We start from the raw sequence: 17,476 nt of genomic DNA, 5'->3' as shown, positions 1-17,476 counted from the left end.
TCAAGAAGAAGAACTCTGTAATCAGGCTATTCCGTGGAATGCGACGGATAAACTGAGTTGCAATATCAAAAATTTCGTTGGGTGGTCTCACGACCAAAACTTGAAAATTAGGGGTCCTCAGTGATGGATTTCAAAGCGAGCGCATTGCGCGCAGCCGTGGTGGCCATGGGTCTGCTTGCCAGTACCCTGGTCTCGGCACAGATCCGCATCGGCCAGACGACTGGCGTGACCGGGCCGGCGGCCGGGCCGGTGAAAGAGATCAACCAGGGCGCGATGCTCTATATCGATCATGTCAACGCCGAAGGCGGTATCGGCGGCCAGCAGATCGAAGTGGTGACGCTGGATGACAAGAACCAGGTCACCAACACCGTCGAGAACACCAAGCAGCTGATCGCCGACCCGAAGGTCGTGGCGCTGTTCCTCAATCGCGGCACGCCCCATGCGCAAGCCATGATGCCGCTGCTGAGCGAGGCCAAGATCGTGCTGCTTGCCCCCTCCACGGGCGCCATCGCCTTGCACAAGCCGGTGCACCCGTATGTGTTCAACGTGCGCGCCACCTACCAGCGCGAAGCCGAACACGTGACCCGCCACCTCGGCATGGGTGGCCTGGAGCGCGTGGGCATCTGCTACGTTGACGACTCCTTCGGCCAGGACGCGCTGCAAGGCGCGCTCAACGTCTTCAAGACCGCCGGCAAGCAGACCGCCTTCAACGAGGCGCTCGACAAATTCAAGCCCGACTACTCCAAGTGCGTTGCCAAGGCGCTGGAGACCAAGCCGCTGGGCATCCTGATGATCAGCACCGCGGCATCGGTCGCCACCGGCGTCAAGGCACTGCGTGCGGCCGGCTCCAAGGTGACCGTGGCCACGCTGTCGAACAACGCGGCCAAGGGCTTCATCGATGCGCTGGGCGAGCACGCCTCGGGCGTGATTGTGAGCCAGGTGTTCCCCTCCGAGCGCCGACTCGCCTCGCCGATGATTGCCGAGGCCGCGCGCCTTGCGCAGACCAAGGGCATCAAGCAGCTCACGCCGGCAATGATCGAAGGTTATGCCGCGTCGAAGGTGCTGGTGACGGCGCTGCGCCGCGCGGCGAAGGACAAGGACAACATCACCCGCGCTTCGTTCAAAAAGGCGCTGGAGTCCTTCAACCGGGTCGACATCGGCGGCGGCGTCGGCGGCACCGAACTCTCGTACACCCCGACCGACCATTCGGGCCTGGACTACGTCGACCTCTCGTACATCGGCGACGACGGCAGCTTCCGCCGCTGACACCATCAGCGCTTTCCAGCGCTTCATGAATCGACCGGGCTGAGCCCGGTCAATTTTCTTGTGGCGACGCCAGTGGCAACTGGCCGGGTGGGAATTCGGGGGGCCACACATCGGGCGGCAGGTCTTCCACCACTTCCAGGCCGTGCGCCAGCTCCCAGCTCGAATCGGTCCAGCTCACGCCGGTCCATTCGCCCGTCCCGGTGCGCCGCACCTCGTGCCTCACGTCGCTCGTCTTCATCCAAGCACTCGCCGTCGTCATGTTCGCTCCCTCTGTTTTGCTTGGGCCGCAGTGTGCGCAAGCCGGGTTCGCGAAAACATCCCACCTATGGCTGCAAAGATAGTGAGCTGAGACCCTCAGAAGAATCCCGCAGGCCGAGGGCCCGCTTTCAGGGGGGCGGGCCTTGAACCCATCGTTCAGGCCGGGATGACGCTCACCGAGACGTCCATCTCCTGCGCCCCGCCGCCGAGGATCACGCCGCGCAATGGCACCACGTCGGCGAAATCGGCGCCCCACGCGAGCGTGATGTAGCGGTGGTCGGCCAGCTGGTTGTTCGTGGGGTCGAACTCCACCCAGCCCGTGGCTGGCGAATAGGCCGCCACCCAGGCATGCGAGGCGTCCACCCCCATCAGGCGCGGCTGGCCCTCGGGGGGGTTGGTCAGCAGGTAGCCCGACACGTATCGCGCAGGCAGGCCGTGGCCGCGCAGGCAGGCGAGCATCAGGTGCGCGAAGTCCTGGCAGACACCGCGGCGCTGGTACAGCACCTCGTCGACCGAGGTGCTCACGGTCGTGGCGCCGGGGTCGAACTCGAAGTGGGCGTGGATGCGCTGCATCAGGTCGGTCACCGCTTCGAGCCAGTCGCGCCCGGGCGTGAGCGATTCCAGCGCGTACATGCGCGCCCCTTCGGAGAGCGGCACGAGCGAGGTCGGCTCGGCCATGCGCGCGGGCACCAGGCCATCGAGCTGCGGCTGCTCGCGCACCATGTCGCGCACGCTTTCCCACGGCGTGAACGGCGTGGCGTCGGCCACCGGCCGGTCGCCCACCTCCACGCTGCACTGCATGCGCACACGCAGCATGCGGTGCGCGCCATGAAGGCCGAAGTGGGTGACGCTGTTGCCGAAGCTGTCGGGCGCTTCGTGGCGCTCGTCGGGCGGCGGGTCGATCTGGATCGCGCAGGCGAGCAGCTTTTGCCACGGCAGCGTGCGCGGCGTGAGACGGGCGAGCTGCCACGACTGAGACACCGGCGCGGCATACACGTAGCGCGTCTCGTGCTCGACGGTGTAGCGCTCCGCGGCCGTCATGCTTCAGGCCACCAACGACAGCACGCTGCGCGAGGCCGCATGCGAGAAGAACTTGAGCGTGAGTTCGTCCGACACGGTGTGCGCCGCACGCTGGAGCTGCTCGATCGCCGACGCCAGCGCTTCGCTCTCGGGGTGCAGGTCGGCCGGCTGCAAGGCCTGCAGCGCCGCTTGCGCCGGGGCCAGCACGTCCGAGGCAAAACGGCCGTGTGCGCGCTCGAGCTTGTCGATGTACTCCACCAACCCTTTCACCTGGAAGGCCACCGAGCGGGGGTTGGTGTCGTCGCGCACCAGCAGGTCGAGCACCGGCAGCCACTCGGGCGCCACGAGGTAGCGCGAGCGGTAGGTGACGGTCGAATCGGCCAGCTCGAGCAGCCAGTCGAGCCCGTCGGCACGGCCTTCGTGCGTGGCCACCTGCAGCGTCATGCACAGGTTCGACAGGCGCTCGATGCGCCGGCCGATCGAGAGGAAGCGCCAGCCGGTGCCGCGCGTCATGCCGTCGAGCACGTAGCCCGAGAGCGTCATCATGGTCGTGACCGCGCGGTCGAGCCAGGCAAGGGCGAGCGGCAGCGAGCTTCCGCGCTGGAACACGGGGTCGCCGATCAGCCGGTTGAGCGTGCGCCAGTTGTCGGCCGACATGCGGTCGCGCAGGTTGAACGCCACGCGCGAGAGCTGCCTGAGCCGCTGGCTCAGGCCTTCGTCAGGGTGCGTGGCGGCGCGCAGCAGCTCGGTGCCGGGGTTGTCGGCCGCATCGATCAGGCCGGCACGCTGCGCGAGCGCCAGCACCGGCACGAGCCCATCGGAGCGGCCATCGGCATTGGCATCGGTCGCACCGAGCACGGTGGCGATCGCCACGCGCAGCAGACGTGCCGAGTCATCGCAGCGCTCGCCATAACGGCCGAACCAGAACAGGTTTTCCGCCGTGCGCGAGGGCACGTTGCCGCGCGAGGTCACGAGATCCTGTGGCGTGACCGTGCTCGACAAGAGCGAGAACGCCGCGTTCACCGGCCCGTCGGACAGCACCCAGGTGTCTTTCGACCCGCCGCCGCGCTGCATCGCGATAACGCGCGAGTTGCGGTCGTTGGCCACGCGCGTCAGGCCCCCAGGCATCACGCGATAACCCTGCGGCGTGGCCACCGCGAAAACGCGCAGGCCCACCGTGCGTGCGCTCAAGTGATCGCCCTGCTGCGCGGCACCGCGCTCCAGCACCGGCGCCTGCGACACATGCACCCACTCCTGCGCGACGTAGCGCTGCGGGCGTGCGGCCACGCGCGCCTTGAGCACGGTGCGTTCGTCGGCCGACAGGTCGGCGCCAAACACAGCCGGCTCCTTCACCGACCGTTCGAGCGGCTTGATGAGGATGTGGTCGAGCCGCTTCCACGCGTCTTCGAACGCGGCCGGCTCGCCCAGCCACCAGGTGGCCACCGAAGGCAGCTTGAGCGGTTCGCCGAGCAGTTGCTCGCTGAGCTTGGGCAGGTAGCCGAGCAAGGCGCCCGACTCCAGCACGCCCGAGCCGAGCGCATTGGCGACGAGCACGGTGCCTCGCCGAGCGCAGTCGGTGAGGCCGGCCACGCCGAGGGCCGAATCGGAGCGCAGCTCCAGTGGGTCGCAGTAGTCGTCGTCCTGGCGGCGCAGGATGGCGTGCACGCGCTTGAGGCCTTCCACCGTCTTCATCCACACGCGGCCGTCGCGCACGGTCAGGTCGGTGCCCTCCACCAGCGCGAAGCCGAGGTAGCGTGCGAGCAGCGCATGCTCGAAGTAGGTCTCGTTGTACGGGCCCGGCGTGAGCAGCGCGATCAGCGGAGCGCCATCACCCTTCGGCGCCCAGCGCAGCAGCGACTCGCGCATGTGCGAGAAGTACGAAGCCAGGTGCTGCACATGCAGGTCGCGAAAGAGCTGCGGGAACACACGCGAGACGACGAGCCGGTTCTCCAGCGCATAGCCCACGCCCGAGGGTGCCTGCGTGCGGTCGCTCACCACCCACCAGCGGCCATCGGGCGAGCGGGCGAGATCGGCGGCGTAATGGAAGAGGTGCACGCCGCCGGGCGGTCGGATGCCCTGCACCTGGTGCAGGTAGCCGCCGTGCCCGAACACCACTGAAGGCGGGATCGCCCCGCTCCTGAGCAGCGACTGCTCGCCGTACACATCGGCCAGCACGCGGTTGAGCAGTTCGGCGCGCTGCGCGATGCCGGCTTCGATCTCGTCCCACTCGCGTGGCGAGAGCAGCAGCGGCAGCGGGTCGACTTCCCAGGGCCGGTCGGCGCCCTTCGGGTCGGCGTACACGTTGTAGGTGATGCCGTTCTCGCGCACCTGGCGCTCCATCAGCGCCAGGGTGTCGCTCACGCCCGCGCCTTCGCGCTCGGCCAGCGCGTGCAGGAAGGCATCCCAGTGCGGACGCGGGTCACCCGAGGCGGCCAGCAGCTCGTCGTAGCGGCCTTCGAGGGCGGAGTAAGCGGAGAGCAGCCTCTTCAACATGGATGGGCGATTCTCTTAGATTGGTGCAGCGCGGCAGGGCCACCGTAACCCGGGGCTGTCGTGCAAAAACAATACCCGCGTGGTGAACCGCACAGCCCCAACCCCGGCGCGCGCCTGGGCGCTCAACCGCGGCCGGGCCGGGTCGATAAGCCGTCATGTCTGCACGCGTGCCTGGGCTTGGGGGTTGGCGTCGGGCCGTGGCGCGACTCGCCATCGGCCTGGCCGGGCTCGTCGGCCTGGCCGGCGCCCAGGCTCTGGAAGCCCTGCCCTGGCAGCCCCAGGCCTCGGCGCTCAACCTGGTGCCGCAAGCGGAGTGGCTGGAAGACCGTAGCACCCGCCTCGACCTGAACGGCGCCCGTGCCGCCGGCGGCTGGCAATACGGCCGCGGCAACGCACTGGCCTTCGGCTACAAGCCCTCGGCCTTCTGGGTGCGCTGGCGCATCACCAACACCAGCCCTCAGCCCGCCGATGCGGTGATCGACCTCGGCCACCCCCGCCACGACCATGCGCACTGGCACGTGCTGCGCCTGGGCGGCAGCCGGGTCGAGCAGGTGCATGGCGGTGATCGCCTGCCCTTCGCTCAACAACCATTGCCGCAGCGTCACATCGCCCTGCCCTTGCAGCTCGCGCCGCGCGAAACGGTCGAAGTGTGGCTGCGCCTGTCGACGCACGACGGCCTCTTCGAGCCCTTGCCCATCACACTGCACAGCCGCAGCAGCTTCGACGCCGCGATGGTGCGCGAAGACACCCTCCTCACGCTCTTCCACGGCAGCGTGCTGGCGCTCGGCCTTTTTCACCTGCTGCTCTTCGGCGTCACGCGCCAGAAGGCCATCGGCCACTACGCACACTGCGCCGGCTGGCTCCTGCTGTGGAGCCTCACCTCGCACGGCAAGGTCTGGCAGCACGTGTGGCCCGGCGCACCCGACTTCAACAACGGCTTCCTGACCCTCACCAGCAGCGCCGCCTTCGCCGCGATGGGCCTTTTCGCCCTCTCGTATCTGCGCTTGCGCGATCACCTGATCCGGCCGTGGCTGATGGCGGTGCAGGTGCTGGTCGCGCTCAACGTGGGCGCTGCCCTGCTGGCGCTGACCGGGTACCACGCCCTCACCGTGATGCTCGGCTGGGTCACCAGCCTGCTGCTGAGCAGCCTGACGCTGGCCCTCGCCACGCGGCTGGCGCTGCACGGCCATCGCCCGGCGCGCTTCTACGTCGCCGCCTTCGCGCTGCTGTGCCTGGGCGCGCTGGGCTACTTCGCGCAGGTCACCGCGCTCGTGCCCATCAACGGGTTCAGCACCTGGGGGATCGAGATCGGGGCCACCTTCGCGATGTTGCTGCTCGCGCTGGGCCTGTCCGACATGCTCGACGCGCTGGGCCTCGAAAAGGTGGCCGTCGAGCGCCGCGCCCGTCTGGCCCAGCAGGCGCTGGTCGGCAAGCTCGAAGCCCAGCTGAAAGAGCGTGCCCAAGCACTCGATGCCGCCAACCGCCGCCTGTACGAGGTGTCGGTCACCGACGAGCTGACCGGCGCCTTCAACCGCCGTCACTTCAACGACTTCTGCGCCCAGTTGCTCGACTACGCGCCACGCCAGGAGCCGCTGGCGTTCTGCATCTTCGACCTCGACCATTTCAAGGCCTTCAACGACCTGCTCGGCCAGGCTGCGGGCGACCAGGTCCTGCGCGCCGTCTCGGGTGCGGTGCGTGCCGAGTTGCGCCGCTCGGGCGACCTGCTCTTCCGCCTCGGCGGCGAGGAGTTCGGGCTGCTCTTCACCGCGACCACGAAGGAAGGCGCACGGCAGTTCGTCGAGCGGCTGCGCCATGCCATCCGCCAGCTGCACATCACGCACCCGGGCAGCCCGACCGGGATCGTCACCGCCAGCTTCGGGGTGGCATGGTGGGGCCAGCCACTCGGCTCGCCGCTGAGCCGCGAACAGCTCTACGCACAGGCCGATGCGCAGTTGCACGGCGCCAAGAAAGCCGGCCGCGACCAGGTCTCGCTGCTGCCGGTGTGACGCTGGCACCCTGGGGTTTCGACGCTCGCCGTGCACGCGGGCCGCTGGTACCCTGCGCCGCATGAACACCCCACGCCCCACCCTCGCCCTCGCCCTCACCATCACCCTGCTGCTGGGCGCCTGCGCCCAGGTCGACACCAAGCCGGTGACCGATGCGGCCATCACGCCGCTCAACGACCTCAACCTCGTGCAGGCGCCCATCCCGCCGCTGCTGGTGGCCGTGGCGGCGCGCCCGTATGCCCCGCCCATCGACGCGAGCTGCACCGCGCTCGCAGCGGAGATCAAGGCGCTCGACGAACTGCTCGGGGCCGACCTCGACACACCCCCCACCGCTGCCAACCCGAGCCTCATCGAACGCGGCGTCACGCTCGCCACCAACGAAGCCATCGGCAGCGTGCGCAGCGCCGCCGAAGGCGTGGTGCCCTATCGCAAGTGGGTGCGCAAGCTGAGCGGTGCCGAGCGCTACTCGAAGGACGTGGCCGCAGCCATCGCGGCCGGCACCGTGCGGCGGGCCTACCTCAAGGGCCAACTGGTCGCACGCAGCTGCGTGTGACAGAGGGCCGCGAGGGCTCTCTTCAACAAGTCCCAGGAGCAGGCGCGCTCAAAGCCTCTCGACGGAACGGCGCAGGTTCTCGCGAGCTTTCGCTTCCAGCCGGTCGACGTAGGCCTCGGTGTTGTAGAGCCTGGGCCGCGCGAGGAAGCCTTGCAGCACCGAACGCCGCTTGGTGCGAAAGAGGAGCTCGGGCACGTGGCGGTACTCCTCGCGCACCTGGCGCTCGTATTCATCGAAGCGCGCGGCATCGGCGCCGAGGATCGACAAGTCCACGTCGACCATGACCTTGGCATCGCGAGTCGAGGGCACCGCGTGGTGCTCGGTCGCCATGATGAGCGCATGCACTCGGTCGCCCGCTTCGCGGCTGCCAGCGGCGGCCACGGTGTCGCGCGCCCACTCGGCACTGGCGGCCTCGTTGCCGCGGGCATGCGTGTCGTACACGGCGTCGTGGAACCACAGTGCAAGCAGCACCTCGCCCGGGCGTTCGGCCAGCCGCTCGATCTCGCCGTCCTGGGCCAGGCACTCCCGCAGGTGCTGCAGCGTGTGGTAGTGGCGCTGCGGCTCGGCGTAGGCCCGGCACAGCGCGTCGAACGTGCTGCGGGGCGGCTCGACCAGGCCGACGAGGCCCCAGGCCGATTGCCAGGAAGACAAGAGATCGTTCATGCGTGAACCTCGGGTGGTGCGTGCCGTGCGATGCGGCCATCGTAGGAGCAGCTGAGGTAGGCGCCCGGCAGCGGCAGCACGTCGGTCACGAAATTGTCGTGGCACGACTCGGCCAGCAAGGTGCGGTCGGCCAGGCGCCACACGCGCACGCGGTTGTCTTCACCGGCGCTCGCGAGCATGCCGTCGCCGAGCCAGCGCAGCCGCCGCACGGCGGCGCCGTGCGCCTGCATCGTGTGCGTCTGCGTCCAGGTGCTGCCGCTGCGCGCCCAGGTGTCGAGGCGGCCTTCGATGTCGGCGCAGATGAGTTGATCGCCGCCGGGCAGCACGAGCAGGTCGCGCAACGGCGACGCGCCGGGCAGCGTGCCCACGCAACGGCCGGAAGCACGATCCCACAGCCTCACCGTCCCGTCTTCGCTGGCCGAGGCCAGGAGTCCGCGGCCGACGGCGGCGACCGACCACACCCAGTCCGTGTGGCCACTGAGCGTGGCAAGCGGCTCGCCGTCGGCACGCCAGAGACGCACCTGCGCATCGGCACCGCCGCTCGCAAGCGCGCCGTCGGGCAGCGCGGCCACCGTGAGCCCGCTGCCCTCGTGGGCCGGGACCGTGCGAATGCAGGCGCGGTCGGCCACCGACCACAAGCGCAGGTCGCCGTCCCGCGAGATCGACGCCAGCCGGCCACCGGGCAAGGCCGCGAGCCCCAGCACCGATTGGCGATGCCCGACAAGCTGGCCCGCGGCACGGCCATCGTCGCGCCACAGGCGGATGGAGGTGTCGCGCCCGCTGCTGGCGAGCAGGTCGTCGCCCAGGCGTGCCAGGGCCCAGACGTAGCCCTGGTGTCCCGGCTCGAAGGGGCGCGGGCTCGGCGCGGGGGCGGCCTCGTGCCGGCGATAGATCACGTCGCTGCGCAGGATGTGCTTCACGCCGCGGCTCACCGTCTCGCCCGAATGCCACAGGCGGTGGTCGAAGAGGATGAGGCTGCCCGCACGCGGCCGCACCCGGCCGATCAGCCGCGCCGGGGCACCGTTCGCGTCGCCCGCGGGGCCAGCCGAGTAGAAGAGCGTGTCGCCCCCGTCGAAGGCGTCGCCATCGGTGAGGTAGACCATGAAGGTGAGACGCGACTGCAACCCAGGCCCGCGGTGATGCACCCCGTCCTGATGCAGGTTGAACTGCTGGCCGGCGCGGTAGCGGCAGAAGCGGAAGCGCTCGTTGATGCCGTCGAAGGCCCAGGTCTCCCCCTCGTGTTCAAGGCGTGCGGGCACGTGTCCGGCCAGGCGCTCGCCCATCTGGCGCGCGAACGCGGGGTCGTCGACCACCTGCCGGTCGTTGTTGCGGTACGAGGGCGGGTAGTGGCTCGCCGCCGCGTTGAACCCGCGTGCCTCGCTGCGCGCAATGTGCTCGCGGCACTCCTGCGCCGACAGGAAGTCGGGAATCACCACGCAGAAGCCGGCACCGGCATCGAGAATCGTCATCGCCTTCCCTCTCATATTTGGTCACGCAACCAATTTATCGCCACTCTAGCGGCCACCTCCGCCGATTGCAACGATAATTTGGTCATTCAGCCAATTAATCGACGTCATGCCCCGCACCCCCAGCACCACCAACACCGAGAGCCGGCGCGCCGCCATCGTGGCGGCCATGCTGCCGGTCATGGCCCGGCACGGCTACGAGAAGGCGACCATCCAGGCCATCGCCCGCGAGGCGGGCCTGACGCCGGGGCTCCTGCACTACCACTTCAAGAGCAAGCAGGAGATCCTGGTCTCGCTGGTGGCGGCGGTCGTCGAGTTCGCCCGCACGCGCTTCGAAAGCCAATCGGCAAGCGCCGCCGAGCCGATGGAGCGATTGCAGGCCTACGTGCAGGCGCGGCTGGGGCTGGGCACCGGCGCCGCGCCCGACATGGTGGCCGCCTGGGTGATGATCGGCGCCGAGGCCGTGCGCCAGCCCGAGGTGCGTGTGCTCTACGAGCAGGCCATCGCGCAGGAACTCGCCCTGCTCACGCGGTTGCTGTCAGCCTGCCTCGCCGAAAAACGCCGCAGCACCGACCCAGCACCCACCCTCGCCGCCGGGCTGGTGGCCTTGATGGAAGGCAGCTTCCAGCTGTCGAGCGCCGCGGCCAACGTGATGCCGGCCGGCTATGCGGCCCAGGCCGCGATGGCATTCGCCACGCAGGGCATCGAGGCCGCCCCGAAGCGAAAGGCCTAAGCCAGGGCCAAGGCGCGCGCGATGTAGTGCCGCGGCACCTTGGGCTTGGGCACCGGAAAGTCGAACCACATGCGCACGTCGTCTTCCAGCCCGATGCCGTGCATGAAGTTGTAGAGCGCCTTCTTCAGCCCCACGCCCAGGGCGTCGTGGTCGGTGCCGGTGGGGTCGATGAACCCGATGTCGTTCTTGGCAAAGCTCACGGGCGGCAGCGGCTGCAGCGTCACACCGTATTCCTCCGGGTGCTGGCCGACGGGCGAATGCACGGTGCAGGCGAAGCGATGGAAGAAGCCCGACTGGATGCAACCCTGCTCGAAGAGCTGGCGCACGTATTCGAGCGCGTCGACCGTGTCTTGCACGGTCTGCGTGGGGAAGCCATACATCAGGTACGCGTGCACCAGGATGCCCGCGTCGGTGAACGACTTGGTGACCCGCGCCACCTGCTCGACCGACACGCCCTTCTTCATCAACTTGAGCAGCCGATCGGACGCCACCTCCAGGCCGCCCGAGATCGCGATGCAGCCACTGTCGGCCATCTGCTGGCACAGCTCGGGGCTGAACGATTTCTCGAAGCGGATGTTGCCCCACCACGAGACCGACAGCTGGCGCGCGATGAGCTCGGCCGAGAGCGCCTTCAGCGCCTTGGGTGGCGCGGCTTCGTCGACGAAGTGGAAGCCGGTCTGCCCGGTCTCGCGCACGATGGCTTCCATGCGGTCGGCCAGCAGGGCGGCCGAAGCGCCCTCGTAGCGCGAGATGTAGTCGAGGCTCACGTCGCAGAAGCTGCACTTCTTCCAGTAGCAGCCGTGGGCCACGGTGAGCTTGTTCCAGCGCCCGTCGCTCCACAGCCGGTTCATCGGGTTGAGCATGTCGAGCAGCGAGAGGTAATGCTGCAGCGGCAGCCCGTCCCACGTGGGCGTGCCGACCTCGGCGAAGGCGATGTCGGGCTCCATCATGTTGACGTAGCGCACCACCCCTTCTTCGCGCAGGAAGGTGCGCACCAGGCGCTGCCGTGATCGTTTGCCTTGCAGGTGCTCCAGCAGCGCGAGCAAGGGGCGCTCGCCGGCATCGAGCGTGACGTAGTCGAAATGGTCGAAGACCCGCGGCTCGCTCAGCTCGCGCAGCTCGGTGTTGACGAAACCGCCACCGAGTGCGGTGGTGATGTGCGGGTGCCGTGCCTTCACCGCCTGGGCGATGCGGAAGGCGGCGTACACCGAGCCCGGGAACGGCACCGACAGCAGCAGCACATCCGGCTGGTGCCGCGCCACGGCGGCCAGGGTCAGGTCGACCAGCGTTCGGTCGACCAGGTTGAGCGGCTGGGCCAGCGCCTCGGCCAGCGGGTCGAAGCTCGGCTGGCTCTGCGCGAGCGACTCGGCGTAGCGCACGAACTCGAAGCGTGGGTCGATGGCATCGCGCAGCACGTCGGCCAGGTCGTTGAGGTACAGCGTGGCGAGGTGCCGTGCGCGGTCTTGCATGCCGAGCGCGCCGAAGGCCCAGGCGAGCGGGTCGCCGCCGTCTTCATCGATGTAGACGTCGAGCGACTCGAAGCGTGCTCCTTCGGGCAGGTAGCCGCGGCTCGCGATGCGGTGGCCAAGCGTCGGGTCGCGGCCTTGCAGGAAGGCGATGGTCGGCCCGATGGTGGTGCGGTAGCGGTCGAACTGCTCGATGAATGTCAGGACCTGCCGTGTTCGTTTCGACGCCGGCATGGCCTCGATCTCGGCGCGGACCTGCACCAGCCCTTCGGCCGACAGTAGCTTGAGCACGAGCGCCAAGGCGAGGTCTTCCTGCACCGCATCGACGCCACGCGAGCGCAGAAAGCCGGTGAGGTAAGCGGTGGACGGATACGGCGTGTTGAGCTGCGTCATCGGCGGGATGACGGCCAGCACGCGGGCAACGGCAATGGGCATGGGGCGAGTCTGCCACGCACCCCATGCCGTCAAGCTTCAGCCGGTCTTCGCGGGGCGCAGCAGTTGCCAGGCCATGACGCCCATCACCGACAAGGCGGCGAGCAGCACGCCCCACAGCCACAGCTTGCGCGACGGCGCAGGCGCCGCCGGTGCCACGCTGGCCTCCGGAGCGACGGGTGCCGCCGCGGGCGCTGGCGTCATCACCACGGTGGCCGTGTCGACGGGCAGTGGATCGTGGGCCTTGCGCGTGGGCATGAGCTGGCCGAGCGAGGTTGCCGGGGCCGCCTCACCACCCCAGGCCAGTCGGTACGGCGCGGGCTCGCGCGCCAGGAACACGAGCCGCGCCGCCTGCGCGCCGATGCGGATCGTCGGCGGCTGCGAGCCCAGCTGCACCATGCCGCCGACCGGCTGCACGCGCAGCTGCGTCACCGCGCCGGCATCGAGCCGCAGGGCCGGCGAGCGCAGCTCACCCTCGGGCAGGCGCAGCCAGTACGCCGTGGTGCGCAGCAGCGGGCTCCAGGTGCTGGCCGGATCGACCGGCGCATCCTTGTGGCGAACGCCGCGCAGCTGGTCGCGCAAACGGTGGCGGCGCGAATGCTGTGGCGTCGAGGTGGCATCGCCTCGCTCGTACTGCACCAGCAGGTCGACCGGCGCAAGCGTGTTGGCGGCCGACAGCTGCCACTCCAGCCGCTCCAGCGGCAGGTGACGCGGCACGGCGTAGTCGCAGTACTGCGCGGTGCATTGCGTCGGCCCGATGGGCTCGCTCCACTGCAACGGCGGCACCGGCTGGTCATGGGTGACGCTGCGCACCTGTGCGCCGTTCAGCGGCGGCACGGGGCTTCCGGCCTGCGGGCGCAGGCGCAGGTACCGCGCATGCACGCCGGCCAGGTCGAAGCTCGTGTGCTCCAGGCGCCGGCCCTGGTGTTGCAAAGAGAGCAGTTGCGCCGCACCGTCGAGCACGCGCCAGCGTTGCAGGTCGTCGCTGGCCTCGATGGCGAAGCTGTAGACACCGTGCGTGCCGGGCGCCACGCTCAGCCGCAGCTCGAGCATCGCGCCCGTCACCTTGCGCAGGTCGAGGATCCAGCCGCCCTGTTGCGACGCGGTGGTGGCCGAGGCCGCGGCCGGCGCCTGGAAGAACGGCACGGTGTGCTGCTGCGCTTCGGCAACGGTCGGTGCAGGCCCCTCGACCCACGCGTGCGGGACCGGCTCGCCGCGCGCGTTGAGCACGCGGATGTCGACCAGGTCGGCCTGCCGCGTTTGGGCGAGCACCGCCAAGGGCAGCGTCACGCCGTAGTAGGCGGCCTGGCCCTGCACGGCCAGCGGCGCTTCACCGGCCCAGGCGGGCATCGCACAGGCCAGCACGGCCGCGATCAGTTCACGCCGCATGCGCAGCCTCCTTGCGGCTGGGCGGCACCGGGGCGAAGTAGCCCACGAGCAGCAGCAACAGCCCGACGACGATGAACGACACGATGCGGTACAGGCCGCCGCTGTCGGCCAGCTCCACGAAGAAGAGCTTGAGCACCACCACACCCAGCAGCGCCGCGCCCACGACCCACACCGCGCGCTCGACGCGCTTGTGGCCCAGCATCATCAGCGCCACACCCACGATCGCCCAGGCGACCGACAGCGCGGCTTGCGTGAGCGTCGACGCCATCAGCGCCCCGCTCTCCCACGGCACGCCGCCCCAGTGGTGGCAGGTGCGCAGCACCATGCCGGTGTAGAGCGCGAAGGCGGTGGCGCCCAGGCCGGCCAGCAGTGCCTGGCGCGGCAGCTGCGTGCCGGCCGGCAAGGCGCGGTGCCAGAGGAAGAGCGCCAGCAGCACGAGCCCGTGGCCGATCTCCAGCGGGTTGAGCAGCGGCACATACGGCAGCGGCGCGGCCTCACCCGATCGCGTGTTGCTCGCCCACAGCCACAGCAGCAGGTACACGGCCACCGGCACGCAGGCCACCAGCAGGTAGGGCACGCGGAAGCTCGCGAGCGGCCAGCGTTGCAGCACCGAGGGCCGCGTGATCAGCGAGAGCACGAGCGCCGGCACCATCACCCAGCCCAGCAGCGGCCAGGCGGAACCGGCATCGCCCAGGCCCGCGGTGAGCCACTGCGCCTCGCGCGCCGCCAGCAGCAGGAAGAGCCAGAAGCCGCCCACGTGCAAAGGCGCGATCACAGGCTCGGGCCACCAGCGCGACAGCGCCCGCAGCAGCACGACATGCCACAGCAGTGCCAGCGGCCACACCAGCCAGCCCAGGTGCTCGTGCGGCGCAAAGCCGATCAGCCCGACGCCCAGCGCCGCGGTGATGGCCCAGCCCGGCACGGTGGCCCACGCCGCCTGCCCGAGCACGCGCCACTCGCGCCAGCGGGCCACGGCGGTCATCAGCAGCGAGGTGACGAGCACCCAGCCGGTGAGCGCTGCCGGCCACATCAACACCCAGGCCTTCTGCGTGTGCTGCAGGTGGCGGTAGAGATCGGGCAGCAGTGTCTGCAACCACCACACGAGGCTCCACACCACCACGCCCCATTGCAGGCCCACGGCACCCTGCCACGCGGCGGCGCGCGGCTGACGCGCCGAGCGCTGCAAGGCGTCGCCCGAGATGAAGCCGGCGAGCGACAGGATCAGCGGCGTCCACAGCGTGAGGCCCGCCCCTGTGTCGGCCCACAGTTCAGGGCCATAGACACCGAAGGCGAGCGCGGCCGCGACCTGCAACGCCGCCCACGCCACGGCGAGTGCCGGGTGGTGCAGGCGCAGGCCCAGCCAGAGCGCCAGCACGCCCAACCAAGGCCAGACACGCGCCGCGATGTCGGCCGGCATCACGAAGAGCAGGCTGCCCGCGAGCACCGCGATGCCCGCCAGCAAGCCGATGCTGCTGCCCAGCGACCACTGCGGCGTGGTCTGCCGCGCCTCGGCTTCACGCAATGCCGCGCTCAGCGGCAGCCAGGTGCTGACCAGGAGGCTCACGCCGATCACGCAGGCCGCGACCAAGCCCTGCCAGCCATTGCTGAGCATGGCCTCGCCGTGCACGGCATGCAGCGTGGTGGCAAAGCCCGCCAGCGCCACCGCATGCAGCACGGCACTGGCCCATTGCAGGGCCGGCAAGGGCTTGCGCGCCTGCACCCAGGCACACGCGAAGGCCAGCAGCGAGGTGGCGACGCAGGCCCACTGCGGCACGAGCACAAGCCAGGCCGAGAGCGCCAGCGCTGCCAGGCCAATCCAAAGCTGGCCGATCACGCCGGCGGCCTCCCAGTCGCCCTGTCGGTCGACCCCGGCGCGGCGGCCCAAGACGAACATCAGCCCGGCGCTGACCGCCAGCAGCAGCACCCCCAGCACCGAGCCGGTGAAGAGCGGCGTGCCGGGCGTGAAGTCGAAGCCGAGCGCGCTCACGAGCCGCACCGTGGCCGCGCCCAGCACCAGCAGCGCGAAGGCCCGCGCGTAGCGGCGCGCCTGGCGCACGCCGAGCCAGTACATGCCCGCGGCTTCCACGGCCCAGGTGGCCCCCGTCCACTCGCCTTCGAGTGCCAGCGGAATGGCCAGCGTGCCGAAGATCACGCTGACGATCACATAGGCTTCGCCGAGCAGCGCGTAGCGCACGTTCCCACCGCGCAGCAAGACGCCGCCGAGCAGCAGGTAGAAGAGCGAGAAACCGAGCGCCGCCCACGCGGGGCCGAACTCCCAGCCGCGCACCAGCAGGTATTGCAGACCGTAGCTCGCCAGCGGCACGCCGAAGGCCAGCGTGCTGTCGACACGGCCCACCTGTGCCAGCGTCTGCGCGGCGCGCTGCCCGAGCGGGTGGCGCAGGTCGGGCTCGCTGCCGAGCGCGAGCGCGCGGCGCGCGAACAGCACGCCTACCAGCGTGAAGAGCACGAAGAAAAACAACAGGAACCCCTGCACGCTCGGGTAGAGCGCGTCGGTGTAGTGCTTGTGCGCCCAGGCACCGGCCAGCGTGAAGGTGCCGACCGCGCCGATGAGGTTGAGCGGCCGCCATGCCCGGAACCACGCCATCAGGAAGATGCCGATGTCGAGGATGGCAAGGTAGCTGAAGAGCGCGATGTGGTTGCCGCTGCCCGTCGACACCAGCACCGGCGCCGCGAAGCCTTCGGCCGCCGCCACGTAGGCGAGCCACGGCGCGTTCTGCGCCATCGCGAGCACGGCACTCAGGAGCGTCACGGCGAAGAGGAAGCCGAACGCCAGCTCGGGCGGCAGCAGCTGGCTGATCTTCAAGGCCGCGAGCGTCGTGAGGTAGAAGACGCCGATGCCCGCGCCTTGCAGGATCAGGCCATAGCCATCCTTGCGCTCACGCAGGCGCCAGCCCAGCACCAGCAGCACGCCACCGAGCAGCGCCACGCCGGCATAGCGCAGCTCCACCGGCACGGTGACGCGCTCGGCCGCATAGCGCAGCAGGAACGCCAGGCCGAGAAAAAGGATCAGCACACCCACCTTGACGATGGTGTTGCCACCGAAGACGAGCTTGCGCAGCAGCGGCGGCATGCGCTCTTCGAGCGTGGGCTGCGGCGCGGGTGCAGGCCGCGGGCTGGGGGCCGGCCGTGGTGCCGGCGCCAGTGCAGCCGCGGGAACGGGAGCGGTCACGGCAGCAGGAACGGGAACCGGCACCGCCGCCACCGCGGGGGCCGCCTGCGCGATGGGGGCGGCTACCGGAGCCGGTGGCAGCACGAAGGGTGCAGGTGCCGGCAGCGGCGCAGGTGCGGCGGGTTCCAGATCGGGCAGGTCGAACGCCATCGGCTCCTCGGCCGGCTCGGCGACCTTGCTCGTCACCGCAGCCGGTGGCGCGCTGGAGAGGCGCTTCACCTCGGCCCGCAGCAGGGCGACCTCCTGCTCCAGTCGCGCGACCCGCGTTTCCATCGGAACGGCTGCGGGGGCGGGTGGTTTGACGGCAGCAGGGGGTGCGTCTTTCGCAGATGCCGACGCATCGCTCTTCTTCAGCATCGACGCAATCCCGATGCCGACGCCCAACCCGATCAGCCCGCCGATCAGTTCGCCCATCAGCAAACCGAGCACCGCACCGATCACACCGAAGATGAACATCATCGTGTCTCCCCCTGCCTTGTTGGCGGCCGATTATGGAGGTGGGGCCTCGATGAAAAAGGCCCGCCTTTGGGGGGCGGGCCGG

12 protein-coding genes are annotated in these 17,476 nt (G+C 69.8%); 4 read left to right on the top strand and 8 right to left on the bottom strand.

What is annotated here, in order from left to right; genetic code table 11:
• Window positions 1-123: 123 nt before the first annotated feature.
• Window positions 124-1,266, top strand: coding sequence for an ABC transporter substrate-binding protein (locus RXV79_RS09660; RefSeq protein WP_316703217.1), 1,143 nt, complete (start codon window positions 124-126; stop codon window positions 1,264-1,266).
• A gap of 49 nt (window positions 1,267-1,315) precedes the next feature.
• On the opposite strand, the gene RXV79_RS09655 is transcribed toward RXV79_RS09660, so the two are convergent.
• The 3 genes from RXV79_RS09655 to RXV79_RS09645 all read right to left on the bottom strand — a co-directional run bounded on the left by RXV79_RS09655 (window position 1,316) and on the right by RXV79_RS09645 (window position 5,037).
• Window positions 1,316-1,525: a hypothetical protein gene (locus tag RXV79_RS09655; RefSeq protein WP_316703216.1), complete on the bottom strand. Its 210-nt coding sequence runs from the start codon at window positions 1,523-1,525 to the stop codon at window positions 1,316-1,318.
• Window positions 1,526-1,680: 155 nt separating this feature from the next.
• Entirely contained in the window at window positions 1,681-2,565 is an 885-nt protein-coding gene (locus RXV79_RS09650; RefSeq protein WP_316703215.1) for a transglutaminase family protein, read from the bottom strand.
• 3 nt (window positions 2,566-2,568) lie between these two features.
• Complete coding sequence (locus tag RXV79_RS09645) at window positions 2,569-5,037, bottom strand: circularly permuted type 2 ATP-grasp protein (RefSeq protein ID WP_316703214.1); 2,469 nt, start codon at window positions 5,035-5,037, stop codon at window positions 2,569-2,571.
• A gap of 197 nt (window positions 5,038-5,234) precedes the next feature.
• Between RXV79_RS09645 and RXV79_RS09640 the strand changes: the two genes are divergently transcribed.
• A complete protein-coding gene (locus tag RXV79_RS09640; protein WP_316703213.1) occupies window positions 5,235-7,043 on the top strand; it encodes a diguanylate cyclase domain-containing protein in 1,809 nt (602 codons plus the stop codon).
• A 61-nt stretch (window positions 7,044-7,104) separates the two neighbouring features.
• Window positions 7,105-7,596: a hypothetical protein gene (locus tag RXV79_RS09635; RefSeq protein WP_316703212.1), complete on the top strand. Its 492-nt coding sequence runs from the start codon at window positions 7,105-7,107 to the stop codon at window positions 7,594-7,596.
• A 48-nt stretch (window positions 7,597-7,644) separates the two neighbouring features.
• Here the strand turns inward: RXV79_RS09635 and RXV79_RS09630 are convergent, their stop codons facing one another.
• Complete coding sequence (locus RXV79_RS09630; protein ID WP_316703211.1) at window positions 7,645-8,259, bottom strand: HD domain-containing protein; 615 nt, start codon at window positions 8,257-8,259, stop codon at window positions 7,645-7,647.
• On the bottom strand, window positions 8,256-9,728 hold the full coding sequence (locus RXV79_RS09625; RefSeq protein ID WP_316703210.1) for a 2OG-Fe(II) oxygenase: 1,473 nt from the start codon (window positions 9,726-9,728) through the stop codon (window positions 8,256-8,258). The genes RXV79_RS09630 and RXV79_RS09625 overlap by 4 nt, the downstream gene beginning before the upstream one ends.
• A gap of 106 nt (window positions 9,729-9,834) precedes the next feature.
• On the opposite strand from RXV79_RS09625, the gene RXV79_RS09620 reads away from it, so the two are divergent.
• The gene (locus tag RXV79_RS09620; RefSeq protein WP_316703209.1) at window positions 9,835-10,458 is read left to right on the top strand and encodes a TetR/AcrR family transcriptional regulator; all 624 of its coding nucleotides are present in this window, start codon (window positions 9,835-9,837) and stop codon (window positions 10,456-10,458) included.
• Here RXV79_RS09620 and RXV79_RS09615 read toward each other — a convergent pair.
• The 3 genes from RXV79_RS09615 to RXV79_RS09605 are packed head-to-tail and all read right to left on the bottom strand — an operon-like array spanning window position 10,455 to window position 17,394.
• Window positions 10,455-12,359 carry a B12-binding domain-containing radical SAM protein gene (locus RXV79_RS09615; protein WP_316703208.1) on the bottom strand — a complete coding sequence of 635 codons (1,905 nt, stop codon included), beginning with the start codon at window positions 12,357-12,359 and terminating at the stop codon, window positions 10,455-10,457. The two genes, RXV79_RS09620 and RXV79_RS09615, sit on opposite strands and share 4 nt — an antisense overlap.
• A 36-nt stretch (window positions 12,360-12,395) precedes the next feature.
• Entirely contained in the window at window positions 12,396-13,745 is a 1,350-nt protein-coding gene (locus RXV79_RS09610; protein WP_316703207.1) for a DUF3999 family protein, read from the bottom strand.
• Window positions 13,735-17,394, bottom strand: a complete 3,660-nt coding sequence (locus RXV79_RS09605) for a DUF2339 domain-containing protein (protein WP_316703206.1) — start codon at window positions 17,392-17,394, stop codon at window positions 13,735-13,737. The genes RXV79_RS09610 and RXV79_RS09605 overlap by 11 nt, the downstream gene beginning before the upstream one ends.
• Between the last annotated feature and the right edge of the window lie 82 nt (window positions 17,395-17,476).

Source organism: Piscinibacter gummiphilus (assembly GCF_032681285.1).
In the GTDB taxonomy this organism is placed as follows: domain Bacteria; phylum Pseudomonadota; class Gammaproteobacteria; order Burkholderiales; family Burkholderiaceae_C; genus Rhizobacter; species Rhizobacter gummiphilus_A.
This window is presented reverse-complemented; position numbering and strand designations above follow the sequence as displayed.